This is a genomic window from Candidatus Saccharimonadales bacterium (genome assembly GCA_035945435.1).
In the GTDB taxonomy this organism is placed as follows: domain Bacteria; phylum Patescibacteriota; class Saccharimonadia; order Saccharimonadales; family DASZAF01; genus DASZAF01.
In genome coordinates this window covers 1-15,620 of the sequence record DASZAF010000021.1, presented here as the reverse complement: position 1 = coordinate 15,620, position 15,620 = coordinate 1, and the positions used below count along the sequence as shown (strand labels likewise).

General features: G+C 49.3%; 14 protein-coding genes. 1 reads left to right on the top strand and 13 read right to left on the bottom strand.

Annotated elements, in window-relative coordinates:
* Positions 1-3 precede the first annotated feature (3 nt).
* Entirely contained in the window at positions 4-504 is a 501-nt protein-coding gene (locus tag VGS28_02665) for a TrmH family RNA methyltransferase (GenBank protein ID HEV2412688.1), read from the top strand.
* Here the strand turns inward: VGS28_02665 and VGS28_02660 are convergent.
* The 13 genes from VGS28_02660 to VGS28_02600 form a co-directional block, all read right to left on the bottom strand.
* The gene (locus VGS28_02660; GenBank protein ID HEV2412687.1) at positions 497-4,144 is read right to left on the bottom strand and encodes a DNA polymerase III subunit alpha; all 3,648 of its coding nucleotides are present in this window, start codon (positions 4,142-4,144) and stop codon (positions 497-499) included. The genes VGS28_02665 and VGS28_02660 overlap by 8 nt on opposite strands.
* A gap of 114 nt (positions 4,145-4,258) precedes the next feature.
* Entirely contained in the window at positions 4,259-4,711 is a 453-nt protein-coding gene (locus tag VGS28_02655; GenBank protein ID HEV2412686.1) for a YtxH domain-containing protein, read from the bottom strand.
* 20 nt (positions 4,712-4,731) lie between these two features.
* Complete coding sequence (locus tag VGS28_02650) at positions 4,732-4,998, bottom strand: hypothetical protein (GenBank protein HEV2412685.1); 267 nt, start codon at positions 4,996-4,998, stop codon at positions 4,732-4,734.
* 45 nt (positions 4,999-5,043) lie between these two features.
* Complete coding sequence (locus VGS28_02645; protein HEV2412684.1) at positions 5,044-5,928, bottom strand: UTP--glucose-1-phosphate uridylyltransferase; 885 nt, start codon at positions 5,926-5,928, stop codon at positions 5,044-5,046.
* 9 nt (positions 5,929-5,937) lie between these two features.
* Positions 5,938-7,437, bottom strand: coding sequence for an Asp-tRNA(Asn)/Glu-tRNA(Gln) amidotransferase subunit GatB (gene gatB, locus VGS28_02640; GenBank protein ID HEV2412683.1), 1,500 nt, complete (start codon positions 7,435-7,437; stop codon positions 5,938-5,940).
* On the bottom strand, positions 7,430-8,842 hold the full coding sequence (gatA, locus tag VGS28_02635) for an Asp-tRNA(Asn)/Glu-tRNA(Gln) amidotransferase subunit GatA (GenBank protein ID HEV2412682.1): 1,413 nt from the start codon (positions 8,840-8,842) through the stop codon (positions 7,430-7,432). Before gatA ends, gatB begins: the two co-directional genes overlap by 8 nt.
* A gap of 1 nt (position 8,843) precedes the next feature.
* Positions 8,844-9,134, bottom strand: coding sequence for an Asp-tRNA(Asn)/Glu-tRNA(Gln) amidotransferase subunit GatC (gene gatC / locus VGS28_02630; GenBank protein HEV2412681.1), 291 nt, complete (start codon positions 9,132-9,134; stop codon positions 8,844-8,846).
* A 73-nt stretch (positions 9,135-9,207) separates the two neighbouring features.
* Complete coding sequence (locus VGS28_02625) at positions 9,208-10,209, bottom strand: hypothetical protein (GenBank protein ID HEV2412680.1); 1,002 nt, start codon at positions 10,207-10,209, stop codon at positions 9,208-9,210.
* 63 nt (positions 10,210-10,272) lie between these two features.
* The gene (gene uvrB / locus VGS28_02620; protein HEV2412679.1) at positions 10,273-12,240 is read right to left on the bottom strand and encodes an excinuclease ABC subunit UvrB; all 1,968 of its coding nucleotides are present in this window, start codon (positions 12,238-12,240) and stop codon (positions 10,273-10,275) included.
* A 34-nt stretch (positions 12,241-12,274) separates the two neighbouring features.
* Positions 12,275-13,018, bottom strand: coding sequence for a flavodoxin family protein (locus VGS28_02615; protein HEV2412678.1), 744 nt, complete (start codon positions 13,016-13,018; stop codon positions 12,275-12,277).
* Between the two features lie 125 nt (positions 13,019-13,143).
* Positions 13,144-13,752 carry a hypothetical protein gene (locus tag VGS28_02610; protein HEV2412677.1) on the bottom strand — a complete coding sequence of 203 codons (609 nt, stop codon included), beginning with the start codon at positions 13,750-13,752 and terminating at the stop codon, positions 13,144-13,146.
* Positions 13,753-13,766: 14 nt separating this feature from the next.
* Positions 13,767-15,026, bottom strand: a complete 1,260-nt coding sequence (locus tag VGS28_02605) for a hypothetical protein (protein HEV2412676.1) — start codon at positions 15,024-15,026, stop codon at positions 13,767-13,769.
* A 35-nt stretch (positions 15,027-15,061) separates the two neighbouring features.
* Positions 15,062-15,620 (bottom strand): carbohydrate kinase family protein (locus tag VGS28_02600; protein ID HEV2412675.1); only part of this gene is annotated, 559 nt, incomplete at its 5' end.

Sequence of the window (15,620 nt, the reverse complement as noted above, 5' to 3'; positions counted from 1 at the left end):
GAAATGAAAACTGTGGTTGTAGCCCACAATATCAGGAGTACTCTCAATGTCGGTTCGTTCTTTCGTACTTGTGATGGCTTCGGCGTAGACCGTCTATACCTAACGGGGTACACTCCCTACCCTCGTGTCGATAATGACGATCGTCTCAGACATATCGTCGAAGGACTGACGGATAGGATACATAAAACGGCCCTCGGAGCTGAAAATTCGGTACCGTTTAGCCACTACGAGGACGTATTAGAATTGATCTCGAAATTAAAGACTGAGGGATATACGGTCGTTGGATTAGAGCAGAGCAATAGAGCGATGGATATTCGCTCCTTTCACCCAGCTAGTAACGAAATGGTAGCCTTAGTCCTCGGAGAAGAGGTTAACGGCATCCCAAAGGTCGTTCTCGATCACTGCCCGACACTCATCGAGATACCTATGAAGGGCGCAAAAGAGTCATTTAACGTCAGTGTGGCTCTCGGTATAGCCCTCTATCAACTCAGCCTGTCTATTTAAGGGCGATACATTCTTCGCCGTAAAGCTGCTTAATGGCGCTGAGTAGATCAGTGCTCGGCTCGATCGTGAACGGTAGCTTAATGGCCGAGCCCTTATCTTCGCCTAGGACGAGTATGGCTTCAGATTTTCCAGGGTAGTTGTTGAATGAGCGCTTTAACTCAAGAAGAGATTGGTGATCTTCTGGATTTCGGACGTGGACGTAGAGCTTCTGGGGCCTTATCTGGAGCGGTTCACTCCGGCTCGTTATAGTGCTGCTGGGTGCTGATTCGGCAACTGACTCAACTGGTGTGGTGGTACGTCGAAACTTGGCTCTGGACTTTTTGGGCTTAGAGGGCTCAAATAAATAGGCCACGCCGGTCGGCTCATAAGAAGCGGCCGTCTGACCATCTATCTCCTTCAAGCTGTCAACGAGTACTTTGTATTCGTCTACCAGGTTTCCGGCTTTATCCCTGGCGGTGAGAGTGCCTTTGGCTAGAACGATCTTATCTTGCTTGAGTAATTCCTTGACCGATTCGTAGACCTTGGGGAAGACTATTAACTCTAATTCACCAGTCTTATTCTCCAGTTTGACGAAGGCCATCTTGTCGCCATTTTTTGTGCTGATCTGGCGGATGCCGATAACGACACCACCGACAGAAACGGCGGCCCCGTCCATCTCTTTACTAAGCGTGTCAAGTGGCAACGACTGTTCATCGAGATAGGTATCGTAGCGATCAAGTGGGTGACTAGATAAGTAGAGGCCGAGTAGCTCTCGCTCCCACTGTAGCCTCTCCTGTTCACTGGCTTGCTTTGGCGCCTCTTCAAGCTTGAGGGCAGCGCTTGTCGTATCATCAAGCATCTCCCCGAACAAGTTTACTTGTCCGCTAGCTGCCTCCTTCTGGAGCTTGCTCCCAAAAGCAAGAATGGTATCGAGGTTGTAAAGTAGATCAGCACGAGATGCAAAACGGTCAAAAGCACCAGCTTTGATCAGGCTCTCAAGGTTTTTGCGGTTAACGACTCGGGCGTTCACACGTCTCATGTAGTCTTCCATTGACGTGAACTCTCCACCGGCCTCGCGAGCTCTCAGTATCTCTTCGACAGCACCACTACCCACATTCTTAACAGCGTTCATCCCAAATCTGATCTGATGGGTATCTGGTACTACGCCAAATTCACCAAAAGATTGATTGACATCAGGTGAAAGGACTTCAATACCCATCCGCTTGCACTCGGAGATCTCAATAGCTAGACGGTCAGTATCTCCGTGGTCACTAGTCATCAGGGCAGCCATGAAGGCCGAAGGGTAGTTTGCTTTAAGATAGGCGGTCCAGTATGAGATCGTTGCATAACAGGCCGCATGCGACTTGTTGAAACAGTAGGCTGCGAAGTCTTCAAGTTGTTTCCAGAAGTCTTCCATGTCCTTTCTATCGGCGCCACTATTCTTGACGGCACCTTCAATGAAGTCGGTTCTCAGTTTCTGCAAGACATCCATCTTCTTCTTACCGATAGCCTTACGGAGAGTGTCGGCCTGTCCACCGGTGAAACCACAAAGGTCCTTACTTATCTGCATGACCTGTTCCTGGTAAACAAGGACTCCATATGTAGGTTTGAGGGCCGCCTCCATTCTCGGGTGGAGATACTCAATCTCCTTCCTCCCGAGCTTTCGATCGATAAAAGCTGGGATAAACTGCATCGGACCTGGTCGGTAGAGTGCGCCCATAGCAATTAGATCGTCGAAGACGGTCGGCTTGAGTTCTTTTAGATAGCGCTTCATACCAGCTGATTCAAACTGGAAAATGCCTGTAGTGTCACCTGCTGCGCACAAGGCGATCGTCTTCTTATCATCGAGCGGCATTTTCTCTAGGTCGATCTCAACGCCGTAGACTTTCTTAACGATGCGCATGGCATTCTTTACGATAGTAAGGTTGCTTAAGCCCAAAAAGTCCATCTTAAGAAGGCCTAGTTCTTCAACTATTGTGAACGAGAATTGCGTTGCTACGGCGCCCTTTTGTGACATTTCTAGAGGAATAAACTTGACCAGTTCGTCGGGTGCTATCACAACTCCAGCAGCGTGGACACCACGAGAACGGATGGTGCCTTCTAGTTTGATGGCAAGATCGATGACTTTCTTGCTTGTTGGGTTGTTTTCGTACTCAGCCTTAAGGTCGGGCTCTTTCTGGATATGCGTACTTAGTGGTGTGTGGTGGCCCTGAACAGGAGGCGGGATCATCTTTGCGAGTCGGTCTGCCTCGGCGTATGAGACTTCAATGACCCGAGCAACGTCGCGGATTGCTGCTCTTGCAGCCATTGTACCGAAAGTGACTATGTTTGATACTCTGTCACGACCGTATTTCTCCGTACAGTAGGCAATGACCTCATCACGACGAGTATCCTGAATATCAATATCAATATCAGGCATACTAATGCGGTCAGGATTTAAGAAGCGCTCAAAAAGTAAGCCGTATGCTAGTGGATCGAGGTCAGTTATGCGTAGTGCATACGAGACAAGTGAGCCAGCTGCCGAGCCTCTACCAGGACCAAAGACGATATCATGGTCCTTACCCCAGTTTATGAAGTCTTGGACGACAAGGAAGTAACCGTTAAAGCCCATCCTATCGATGACACCAAGTTCATACTCTGCCCTCTCAAGTACTTCCTTGGTCAAAGTAGTCTTTGCTTTGGGGATGGTCAGCAGTTTTGCCTCGTTTCTTTCGACGTTACCATATCGTGCAGCTAAACCCTGGTAGACTAGCTCGTCGAGGTACTGTTTTTCCGTGTAGCCCTCAGGGACATCAAACTTAGGAATGAGCGTCTCACCGAACTTCAACTCGACTGAACAGCGGTCCGCAATCTTTCGAGTGTTCAGGACGGCTTCGGCGTATTCTTCTCCCCATCTGTTGATAATGTTCGATGAGCTCTCAACGAAGAGGTCGTAGTCATCCATGCTGAAGCGTCCTTTGTCGTTGAGGTTGGCGGTCGTTTGAACACAGAGTAAGATTTCATGGGCCTCTTTATCCTCGGGTTTACAGTAGTGGGCATCGGTTGTAACGACGAGTGGGAGATCTAGGTCTTTGGCTAGTTTCTGAAGTTTCTTGTTCAGCTTTGCTTGATCTTTGGAGTGCTTCGGATGCTTCGGATGGCCTGAATCCTGCATCTCCAAATAGTATCGATCGCCAAAGATTGATCTATACCATTTAGCGATCTCATAGGCTTTTTCGTCCTGGTCCTGCGAGAAGAGTTCACCGAGCTCTCCACCCAGACAGCCTGAGAGGCAGATTAACCCTTCATTGTATCTCTCTAGCAACAAGTGGTCGATGCGTGGCTTGTAGTACATACCCTCGAGGTTGGCGATGGTGCTGAGTCTCATTAGGTTCAGATAGCCTTGCTGGTTCATAGCAAGCAGGATCAGATGGTATCTGGCTTTGTCTTTACTCGGGTCTCTATCGGCAATCGTTCGGGCGGCCACGTAGGTCTCGATACCAACGATTGGCTTAATGCCACGCTCTTGTGCGCTCTTAACAAACTCGACGGTTGCCGAAAGAGTACCGTGGTCAGTTATGGCTACAGCTTCCATACCACATTCTTTAATGCGGTCGAGCATCTCGGGGACTTTCTGAAGACCATCGAGCACACTGTAGTGTGTGTGATTGTGCAAATGCACATAATCACTCGCAGCGAGTGTTGGTCTTTTTGTCACTTTTGTCCCCCTTCTGACATCTATTATAGCACGCAAAGGGGGCACCTAATGTGCCCCTCTCGCCCCTTTCGTCATAACCTATTTTGAGTGTTTTGCCTTTGGCGCTTTGCTAACCTTACGTTCAACCTCTTCAAGATTAGAGATAACAGTCTCTAGTTCCTTGACGAGTGTCTCGTCGAGTTTTGTCTTTCCACCCTTCTTGAGCGAATCGATTGCCTTCAGGGCACGCCCTTTAGCGGTCACGGCGCCTTTCAGCAAGGTTTCAAGCTCGGTCTTCGCCTCGCCTGTTAGATGTGGTAGAGCCTTCTTTGATTCGGAGATTCGCTTGTTGAGTTCTCCTTCAAGCTTACGAGCATCACGAAGAGCATCCTGGCCGAGATCAGTCGCCTTCTCTTTGATGACAGCTCGGGTCTCCTTGCCACTCTTCGGGGCGGTTAGTAGAGCTGTTACTGCTCCGGCAACTACACCTACCACTGCTCCAAGTAGGAACTTCTTTCCCCCACCATCACCAACTTTCTTTTTCTGGGCCATTTTATGTAGATCCCCTCCTATTATTTAGATTTTTTGCCCTTACTGTGCATCTCACTCTTCTTCGAGAGTAACTCTGTAAAAAAGCGGAACGCGCTGCGTGGGATGCCGACACTTGTCAGTGATTTAACAGATGACTTGATAAGATCCACTGTGCTCTCGGCCTGATTCATGACCGTTTGCACCTGACGGACAATCCGTATCAAGTAGATGGTTAGTATGATGGCTAAGATCAGGAAGATGGCTAGAGTTATACTGAGGATAATGGCTAAAAGATCAAATCCTGTCATGGCTTCTCCTTATTGTGCCGACGTTTAACCTATGATACCACCAAATCAATCCTTCTGCTTGAGCCGCCGATCAAGATAATTCCGGAGTTCTGGTCCGACTGTAGGATCGGTCAGAGCTAGATCAATGACAGCTTCTAAGTAGCGTGATTTATTACCCGTATCATGCCAGACTCCGTCAACGATGCAGCCGTAGACCGGCGACTTCTTCATGAACTCGGAGATATGTTCAGTCAAGACAATCTCGCCCCCTGTACCGACAACCTCTTTCTCAAGGAGGGGCAGAATATCGGGGGTTAGAATGTGATGACCAGTTACCGCGAAATTGGATGGGGCTTTGCCCTGTGGTGGTTTTTCTACGAGCGACTTCAGTTTTATAGTCCGCTCATCTAGATGCTCGGCAACATCAGCTATACCATATCGATGGGTCTCTTCTTCAAGAACTTCGGTAAAAGCGATTACAGTGCTTCTTGTTCGCCTATAGACATCGAGGAGCTGAACAGGCTCAGGTATGTCTGAGCGAAAGAAGTCATCTGCGAACGTGACGAAGAAAGGCTCGTCCTTATTGAGCAGATGCTTTGCGCTAAGAACAGGCCGTGCCGTGCCTTTTGGCGAGCCTTTTTGCCTGACATAGGCGAAGTTGGCCAGGTTACTTATGGCTCGTACTTCTTCTAGAAGCTCAGTCTTGCCTTTCGTCTCCAGTTCATTAGCTAGTTCTGCGGGGACATCAAAGTGGTCTTCGATTGCCCGTTTGGTATAGCCGGTGACGATGATAACGTCGGTCACGCCGGCAGCAACTAGCTGTTCGACGATAATCTGAATGACAGGTTTATCAACTATTGGCAGCATCTCTTTTGGCATCGCAATAGTTTGAGGCAGAAAACGGGTACCGTAACCGGCAGCCGCGACAATTGCCTTTGTCGGCAGTTTCATGGATCCCTCCTAGCTGTTAAGTAGCTTTTTGCGTACGAGCTCGCTCACCACTCCTGGGTTAGCCGTCCCTCTTGATTCTTTCATGACCTGGCCAACCAAGAATCCGATAGCATTCATCTTTCCCGCCTTAATGTCGGCGACGGCTTTCTGACTGGCCTGGTTACTAAGAACCTGATCGATAATCTTCTCCAGCTCGCTGCTGTCGCTCACCTGCAACATACCTTTTTCATCGGCGAGTGATTCAGCCATCAGCTCATCGTGTCCCGCTAGATGGCCTATCAGCTCATCTGAGTTGTTTGAGCTTATCTTGCCGGACTTGTACATGCGAAATACATCTGACAACTGAACAGCTGTTGGAAGAGCGGATGCAGCCATAACGTCTTTTTCATCGTGGTCGCTAGCTTTCGAAGCAATATCCCTGTTCAGAATCCAGTTAACAACAAAGCGAACGACCTCATCCTCGGTCTCATCGATAAGCTTGATATACCCGCGGCCCTGAAGTACTGCGTCGGCCTCTAGTAGTGTTTCGATCTCGTTGGGCTTGAGGCCACGTGACGACAGACGTGCACGAATTGCAGCCGGTAACAAAGTTGCGACTTCGTCATGGATCTCTCTAATATGCTCTCTTGTCAACACGACGGGCGGGATATCTGCCTCTGGGAAATACCTGTAATCGTCTGCGTCTTCCTTGGTGCGTTGGCTGAACGTTTTCTGAGTTGCGTCATTGAAGCCGCGCGTCTCCTGGACGATCTTCTGACCTTTCTCCACCAAGTCAACCTGGCGTCGAAATTCGAAGTCGACAGCGCGTTCAACGCTTCTGAATGAGTTGAGATTTTTAGTTTCGGTGCGTGTACCTAACACACCCGAACCTTTCTTAGCAACGGATACGTTAACGTCGAACCGCATGTTGCCATAGTATAGGTTTCCTTCTGTAACGCCTGAGTACATCATGCGAAGCCACAGTTCCTGGACATAAGCTCGTGCTTGAGCAGCACTATGTATATCAGGCTCTGAAACGATCTCGATGAGTGGCGTCCCGGCTCGGTTATAGTCGACGAGACTGTAATCTGCCCCCGGCGGATGGACAAGTTTCCCGGCATCCTCTTCCATATGGGCTCTGGTGATACCGACCGTAAAGCTTCCTCCATTGAACGGCACTTCTATTTCACCTTTCCCGATGATAGGACGATCTAGCTGAGTGATCTGGTAGCCTTTGGGTAGGTCAGGATAAAAATAATGTTTTCGATCGAAGTTACTGACTTCTGCGACTTTGGCGTTTAAGGCTGCTCCTGCGCGAACTGCTAATTCGATCGCATGTCGGTTAAGAACTGGCAGTGTGCCGGGTAGTCCGAAGCAGATCGGTGAAACGACGGTATTCGGAGATTTATCTCTGGCATCGTTGTCCGCACCGCTAAAAAGTTTGGTCTTTGTCTTGAGCTGGACATGGCACTCCATACCAACGGTAACTTCATATAGATCTAAGGCTGAAGCGAGAGTCATTCTACTCATCTCCTTCTAGCCACTCGGCTATGTCAAGTACTGATGCATCGTCTTTCTGTGCCCCCGAAAGCAGCACGCCGATCGGTAGCCCACTACTATCGTTACCAGCTGGAATACTAACACTTGGCAGTCCGGCAAGGTTCATGCCGACCGTCATAACATCTGCCAGGTACATTTTGAGCGGATCGTCGGTATTTTGACCGAGTTTGAAAGCTGTAGTGGGTGTCGTTGGGCTTATGAGCACGTCGTACTTCTTGAATGCTTCTTCAAAATCTCGGATAAGCAGCGTGCGAGCCTGGAGGGCGCGTTTGTAGTACGCATCGTAGTAACCCGAAGAGAGAACGTACGTGCCGATCATGATTCGCCGTACGTTCTCTGGCATAAATCCTTCTGATCGAGTCATGCTCTGGTACTCTTCAATACTTTTGAACTGGCCATTCGCCGTGTGACCAAACTTGATCCCATCGTAGCGCATGAGATTCGAACTGACCTCCGCAGGCACAACAATGTAGTAGATCGCCAAAGCAAGGTCCAGTATGGGCATGTCAACTTCTTCAATCATTGCTCCGGCAACTTTCAGCTTATCGATAGCCTTGTTGACTGCCCCTAGAACCTCAGGATCGACACCTGCGCCCATATTCTGCTTGATAACTCCGACGCGAAGGGATTTTAGATCAGTCTGCCCTTTCTTGGTGTCGACTGTGTGGGAGGTGCTGTCCATCGTGTCTTGACCTCCCATAATATCTAATATGATGCGGGCGTCACCGATACTGTGTGTTAGTGGGCTGATAACATCAGTCGAACTAGCCATTGCAACTGCGCCGTAGCGTGAGACGGCTCCAAATGTTGGCTTGAAACCGACAACACCGCATAGAGCAGCCGGTTGTCGGACTGAGCCACCTGTATCTGTCCCGAGCGCAAACGGCACGAGATCAAGCGCTACGGCCGCCGCAGAACCACCAGAGCTTCCACCAGGGACACGTTCCTTATCGTGAGGATTGTGGGTTGGTCCAAACGCACTATTTTCTGTAGAAGAACCATGTGCGAATGAGTCTAGGTTTGTCTTAGCAACCATGATGGCGCCTTCGGCTTCAAGTCGTTCGATGACAGTCGCCTGATACGGAGCCTCGAAGTTATCTAAGATTTTGCTTGAAGCAGTCGTCTTTGTGCCAAAAGTGAGTATGTTGTCCTTAACTACGAAAGTAACGCCTGCCAGACGACCAACATCCTGGCCATCGGCAATTTTTCGATCAAGCTCTCCAGCTCTCTGCAAGGCGCGCTCACGAGCCGTCTCTAAAACCGCATGATACTCGCTAGCTTTTTCGATTCTTGTAAGGGTGTCCTCGACAATTTGGGTAACACTTTTTTTGCCAGAGCTGACATCACTGACGATCGGATCTATTCTGGACCGCATACTACAGTACCCGCTTCACTTTAATACTTCCCTCTTCTTTTGTGGGCACGTTTTTCATGAGTGCAGATTGATCGGTACCATAGTCAACCTCAACGTCGTCTCGCATCACGTTGGTCATGCCGGTCACCTGGTAGGTCGGTTCAGTGTCTTCAAGGTCAAGACTCTCAAGGCGCTCTACATAACCTAGGATCGCACTGATCTCGTTCATAAAGGCGCTCACCTGGTCATCGGTTAGCGTAATTCGAGCGAGACGTGCGAGTTTTCGCACTTCATCTTCTGTAATATCTGCCATGGTTTAGCCAATTATAGCAAATGCCGTCCCTGAGAGTATACGGGGACGGCAACTTACTGCCAGTCGGATTTATTTATTGGGTAATGGCACCTGTCGATGCGGCACCCTGTGACCCAAGAGCTTGAAGCTCGGATTGTAGGTTCTGAGAGCTTGAGTTTGTCTGCCCAACAGCCAAGGTGAAGCATTGGAAGCCTGCGCCGTGTAGCTTGAAGTCCGGTCCCTCATTAATCTTGCCTGTACCAGCGCTTGCCGCCTTGAAGTCACCGCAGACTTTGAACTCACCATTTCCAGTCGCTGCATAGCTGTAGCCGTATTTATTGCCGCGAACTAAGACGGAGTTTGGAAGATTCAAGCTGGCCAGACTCGTCGGCATTGCACCCTGAGCGTTTGCGTAGTTGTTTACATAGGTGGCAATCTGTGCGAGATCGGTACTCGTTTGGTTGTCGATAACCGAGTCTCGCGCCTTGCCGAGACCAACTGCAAACAGTAGAACGAAAACGATGACGGCTATGCCCCCGAAATAACGGACAAAGCGCTGTGTCGTCAGTTGGTTATTAACTTGCATCGTCTGCCAGATAATCGCCTTGCCGACGACTGCCGAGAGGAGTGCAGGCAGAAAGAGGCCGACAAGAGCTTCACGAGGTAACTGAGCGTCGAAGATCCAGAGAAGCAGCCCTCTTATGGCAAAGTAAGCGAAAACGGCTGTCGATATAACGATAACGGTCATGAAGACGAAATAGAAGAAGCGGCGGAGCTTATTCTCTTCAAGTGAGCGTTGAGCCTGTTCCTGGCTACGCGTCCGAAGATAGAGGACCATTGCCAGCGGTAGCCAGACGACTGCTAGCCCAACCGTATGTACGGCTACTTCACCAAGATTCTCTACCGTCGATCGATCATTAATATATTGAAACAGTACATATAATGCGCGGTCGAGAAGCAATGCTGCGACGAGGAGCGCCAGTAAGCCTATGGCGTACTCGAAGATATAAAAGTTCGTCTTGGAGAGCCACGTTGGTAGCTTCATTGGCAAACCAGATGCGGTCTTCCCCTTACTTGCTGATTGTGCGGCACTCATAGATTTATTCCCTCCTGTTGCAATTTATGATAACGCTAGATATGCAGGGTTGTAAAGTATATGCTAAAGCTTACTTTCCACTTCTTTTATCAGATCTCTCAATTCGGCGGCCTTTTCAAATTGTAAGTTGGCGGCCGCGAACTCCATTTCTGTAGTCAACTCATCGATCAGGCGCTGGTAGTCTTCTTTTGGTACTTTTCTAAGATCTAGGCCCTGTTTCCCATCCTGTTTCGGCACAATAGCGCGCAGACCCTCGTCGACCTCTTTTGCAACGCCAGTGGGGGTGATGCCGTGCTCATCGTTGTAAGCTTTCTGAATGGCTCGCCTGCGCTCCGTCTCGTCAATCGTCTGCTTCATGGAGTCGGTTATGCTATCTGCGTACATGATGACATGCCCGTCACGGTGCCTGGCTGCCCGACCAACTGTTTGCACGAGAGCTTGTGTTGATCTGAGAAAGCCTTCCTTGTCTGCATCAAGAATTACGACAAGACTAACCTCGGGTAGATCGATGCCTTCTCGAAGAAGATTGATGCCGATAAGCACGTCGTAAACGCCAAGCCGCAGATCCCGCAAGATATCCGTTCTCTCAAGTGTGTCGACATCAGAATGGAGGTACTGGGCCTTGATGTGGGCCTCGCTTAAGTATTCGGCTAGATCCTCTGCCATACGCTTAGTCAGGGTCGTGACTAAAACTCTCTGGTGTTTGTCTACCGTCTCCTTGATCTCTGCCATGAGATCATCGATCTGGCCCTTAGTTGGTCTGATGACAATCGGCGGATCAAGTAATCCTGTCGGACGGATGATCTGTTGGACTGGTTTACCCCCTCTCGAGAGCTCGTACTCTGCCGGTGTAGCTGAGACATAGATGACTTGATTTATGTGACGCTCAAATTCGCTGAATGTTAAGGGGCGGTTATCTAATGCGCTCGGTAGCCTAAAGCCATGCTCGACGAGAACCTCCTTTCGAGCTCGATCGCCATTATACATGCCGCGTACTTGCGGGATGGTCATGTGCGACTCGTCGATAAACATCAGGAAGTCATCTGGAAAGTAATCGAGAAGTGTAGCCGGCTGTTCGCCTGGTTCACGGTCAGTCAAGTAGCGCGAGTAATTCTCAATGCCCTTGACGAAACCAGTCTCTTCAAGCATCTCTAGATCGAACTTACAGCGTTGCTGAAGTCTCTGAGCTTCGAGGAGTTTACCATGCTCATTGAAGTAAGCGAGGCGCTGTTCGAGCTCATTACGGATCTTACCAATAGCCACTTCAAGCTTCTCTCTGGGAGTGACATAGTGGGAGCCAGGATAGATAGTAATCTCCTTTGGCTCCGTTAGTATTTCTCCTGTGAGTGGGTTTATACGTGTGATCCTCTCGACTTCATCACCAAAGAACTCGATTCTTAGTGCCGACTCATCCCCAGCCGGAAAGACATCGACAACGTCGCCCCTAACTCTAAAGGTCGATCTGCGAAAATCGATGTCATTACGATGATATTGGATATCAGTTAAGTGACGAATGAACTTATCCTCTCGCCTCTTCTCGCCAACTTTGAGACGAATCGCCATTGAGCCATAATCGTCAACCGAGCCAATACCATAAATACAGCTCACGCTCGCTACGATGATCGTGTCCCGCCGGGATAAAAGTGAACCGGTAGCCGCGTGTCTCAGTCGATCGATCTCTTCATTGATCTTGGAATCTTTTTCGATATAAGTATCAGTTGACGGTAGGTATGCCTCGGGCTGGTAGTAGTCAAAGTAGCTGACGAAGTAATGCACCTCGTTGTCGGGAAAAAATTGTCTGAATTCGCCATATAGCTGAGCGGCAAGCGTCTTATTGTGACTGACGACAAGAGTGGGCTTCTGAACTTTCTCGATGATATTGGCCATAGTGAAGGTTTTGCCCGAACCAGTCACACCGAGCAATACCTGCTCTCTGGTCGGCTTTTCAAGACCTTGGGTCAGCTCGGTAATCGCTAGCGGCTGGTCGCCAGTCGGCTTATAGCTACTGGATAAGTGAAAATGTTGATCCACGCCTGTCATTGTACCAAGTAATACACCCTACAGGCTACGAGCGATACTCTGGGTTTTCAAAATCAAAGCGCGTACCTGCATCCCATTTACTTCGTTCGTTACCATATGCGGGGATACCACCTGCTTTCTTGAGCATATTAGCGATGTGCATAAGGTTCCAGCTCATAAATGTAGTATTACGATTTGTAAAGTCATTTTCGGGGCCACCTGAGCCCGGGTCAAGATAGCTCGGGCCGGGACCTGCATCACCTACCCACCCAGCGTCAGCCTGAGGAGGAATGGTGTAGCCCAGATGCTGCAGGCTATATAGCACGTTCATCGCGCAGTGTTTTATACCATCTTCATTGCCGGTGATCAAGCATCCACCAGCTTTACCATAATAGGCATATTGACCGGCATCGTTGAGTAGACTCGAGTTGCCGTAGAGACGCTCAATGACGCGTTTAGTCACGGAACTGTTATCACCGAGCCAGATTGGCCCACAGATAACAAGAATGTCTGCCGCCATGACTTTTTTGTATATCTCTGGCCATTCGTCTACCTCCCAGCCATGTTCTCGCATATCTGGGTAAACACCGGTCGCTATCTGGTGATCGACAGCACGCAATAGTTCCGTCTTAACCCCATGCTTCTCCATGATGTGCCGGCTTATCTTAATCAAACCTTCGGTATTGCTAACCTCAGGGCTCTTCTTAAGCGTGCAGTTGATATAGAGTGCGCGTAGGCCTGTAAAATCCCAATCCTGCGCCATTGATGCCTCCTTATTAAACTTAAGCATAGCAGAAAAGCACCGAGGAGTACCGTGACGTTATACAGTAAGAGGTGTAGATAAGGGTGGAAGAGTTGCCCACTTTTAGATCACAGCTGCCAACCCAGGCTTCTCCTAGAGAGGGTAAAAGTTAGTTAACCGCCACGCTTTCTATTTGTCGGTTTCTCTTCAACGTCACCGGCGAGCTGGTCTTTGAAGTCAGCATATTCCTTATCAAGAGCCTCTATGACTCGCTTGACGATACGCTGGGCATCCGTGTCAAAGATGATCTTTTCTTTATGAGGAACTCTTAGGCGATCAATAAGGGTGGGCAGAAAGTCAGCCAGACCCCCACTTCCGAGCAAGACAGCAATGACCTTATGGCTCTCTACGGCGGTTGAAAACTCGTGCAAGCTGCCTACTTCACCCCCAACAGTTATCAGTGCGTCGCTTGAACGAACGAGGTAGACGTCCCGCCCTACATAGTCCATGCCTGTAAAGTTGATGTAGTCGAACTCTTTCGTTGGCAGACGGTAGGTGTGAACATGCTCACGATAACTACTGGCCGGCGAGAAGCCAACCGATAAGCCACCATTCTCTTTTGCGCCTCTCGCACCATAACGCGGCAGGCCGATCGTTGCCCCAGTCGTCGTGGTGTGACCAGCTTCTGCGATCGCTTTGCCAAGGTCATATGCTAACTGGTGGGCGTACTCGATGGTATCACCTGAGTGGGCTCCGGAAATACAGATTTGGTAACGGCTCATCAGATATCACCTCTTTATTTTGACGGCTTTAAATCCTCTGGTCGGATCATCGAATTATCGAGCTGTTCAAGGACCTGATCTTTAAGATCACCCATACCCATGTAACTGACGAATACCTCATTCCAGAGGCTCTCGCGGAAGTGATAGATAACTCTAAATTCATACGGTGTGTCGTTACTGTAGGCAAAGGAATTGTCAATCAAATTGAAAGAGAGCGGACGATCCCCGAACATCAGTCCGACATAATCCATATCCTTCCAAAACTTAAGCTCTGGATCGATCTCATACATCGATTCTTCTGCTTTGCGCCAGTGAAGATCCTCTGGTTGGACATGTGGCTGAAAGATTTCGGGGTGCTCATTATTGTCATGTCTGCCGAAGTAGCGCTGGATGACGCGCCAGTGAATGTGTTGGCCAGCCATGATAGGACCAAGATCGGGATCGGCTATCAGCGTGTCTGAAAACACTTTGCCAAAGTTTCGCTTCACTTGCATGAGCTTAAAGTAGGCGCTATAGAGTCGGATCTCGTTATGGTAGTGGAATAAAAGTGGCATTGCCGAGATGGTTATGCCTGGCAACCTCTCCGCCTTAATGGGCAACATCATGACCACCCCGAGCTCCTTAAGATGTGTGATGTTGTGTCGTTTCTTTTCAATAAAGTGAGCCGCTATATCGCCCCAGCGCTCTTTTGGCATCACAACAACTTCGATATCACGTGTCTCAAAGTCCTTTGGCGTTACAGTCTCATAGTGTGCATCGAATCGATTAAGCCACTCCGGGCCTTCAGCAAAACGAAGAGCTCCGTAAACTTCTGCAAGCGGCTCTTTTCGCAGCATAAGGTTTATATCCTTGTAGCCGAGTATTTTCATAATATGTGGAGGTGGCGTTTTGCGCAGGAACTCCTTAGCTACAGAGTGCTTGAGGACCCAGCATCTCCTCGGTATGTGGGCTTTCTCAACAGCCTTTTTCATTAAAGGCAATAACTCTTGAATGTCGTCAGCGTTCTTTCCACCAATCGACTTGGCAAGATGTTCGTCATTACTGTGCACCAAATTCTTTAAAGCCTGGTAAAGCTCAGGTCCGGAAGTATCCTGTGGATCAAGGCCAAGCTCAGCAATAGCGGCATGTGCCTTTTCAATGATTCGGGCTTGAAGTTTGAGATCGGCTCCTTGGCGCCCGCTGGCATCTTCTAATTGAGCAATCGCTCGTTTAAACAAGGGTTCTTGAGCATCAAGAAGTGCCTGTATGGTCGTATGTTGTTTATCGGTGCCCACTCGTTTAATCTTCCTTATGTTTAGCCTACCATGATCTAGCGAAATGGTGTTACTTTCAGTGGCATATCATGTAGTTCGGTGTCACGTTTGAGTATGCCTGTTTTAGCGCCTATGTGACCGACGACAGATGTAGAGTTAGCGCTACCAAAGACGATGGCGTCCTCTAAGCTTCGCCCCTGAGCCAAGTAGGCTATGACTCCCGAACAGAAAGCATCTCCTGCGCCGAGACGATCGACAACAGGCGCGTCTTCGTACATACCGCCTACGACTAGCTTGCCTTCACCGACCGCTGCAACGCCCTTCGGGCCGTCGGTAACAACTGCGAACGGAACGTAGTGTGCGGCGTGTTGGGCAAGCTCTTCGGGCGTACTGCCCTCTACGATCTGCGCCATCTCCTCCTTGTTGCACTGAAGAACTTCTATATCGTCGAGAAGTCCCTTAAGCTTAGCCGGCTGGGCGAGTTCATCCTTGCCAGGATTGAAAGCGACTTTGATGTGGTTCTCGGCAGCGTAGCTGACGAGTGCCTCCAAAGTCTCCATACTGCCAGCCAGGCTTGAGATGTAGAACCAATCCGCTTCAAGATTATCAACTTTG

What these genes read in the sequence shown, in the direction of transcription:
- VGS28_02615 (HEV2412678.1), bottom strand. Translation starts at nt 13,018, where the DNA reads ATGCTTAAGTTTAATAAGGAGGCATCAATGGCGCAGGATTGGGATTTT.
- VGS28_02610 (HEV2412677.1), bottom strand. Translation starts at nt 13,752, where the DNA reads ATGAGCCGTTACCAAATCTGTATTTCCGGAGCCCACTCAGGTGATACC.
- gatA (HEV2412682.1), bottom strand. Translation starts at nt 8,842, where the DNA reads ATGCGGTCCAGAATAGATCCGATCGTCAGTGATGTCAGCTCTGGCAAA.
- VGS28_02645 (HEV2412684.1), bottom strand. Translation starts at nt 5,928, where the DNA reads ATGAAACTGCCGACAAAGGCAATTGTCGCGGCTGCCGGTTACGGTACC.
- gatB (HEV2412683.1), bottom strand. Translation starts at nt 7,437, where the DNA reads ATGAGTAGAATGACTCTCGCTTCAGCCTTAGATCTATATGAAGTTACC.
- VGS28_02665 (HEV2412688.1), top strand. Translation starts at nt 4, where the DNA reads ATGAAAACTGTGGTTGTAGCCCACAATATCAGGAGTACTCTCAATGTC.
- VGS28_02650 (HEV2412685.1), bottom strand. Translation starts at nt 4,998, where the DNA reads ATGACAGGATTTGATCTTTTAGCCATTATCCTCAGTATAACTCTAGCC.
- VGS28_02625 (HEV2412680.1), bottom strand. Translation starts at nt 10,209, where the DNA reads ATGAGTGCCGCACAATCAGCAAGTAAGGGGAAGACCGCATCTGGTTTG.
- VGS28_02655 (HEV2412686.1), bottom strand. Translation starts at nt 4,711, where the DNA reads ATGGCCCAGAAAAAGAAAGTTGGTGATGGTGGGGGAAAGAAGTTCCTA.
- gatC (HEV2412681.1), bottom strand. Translation starts at nt 9,134, where the DNA reads ATGGCAGATATTACAGAAGATGAAGTGCGAAAACTCGCACGTCTCGCT.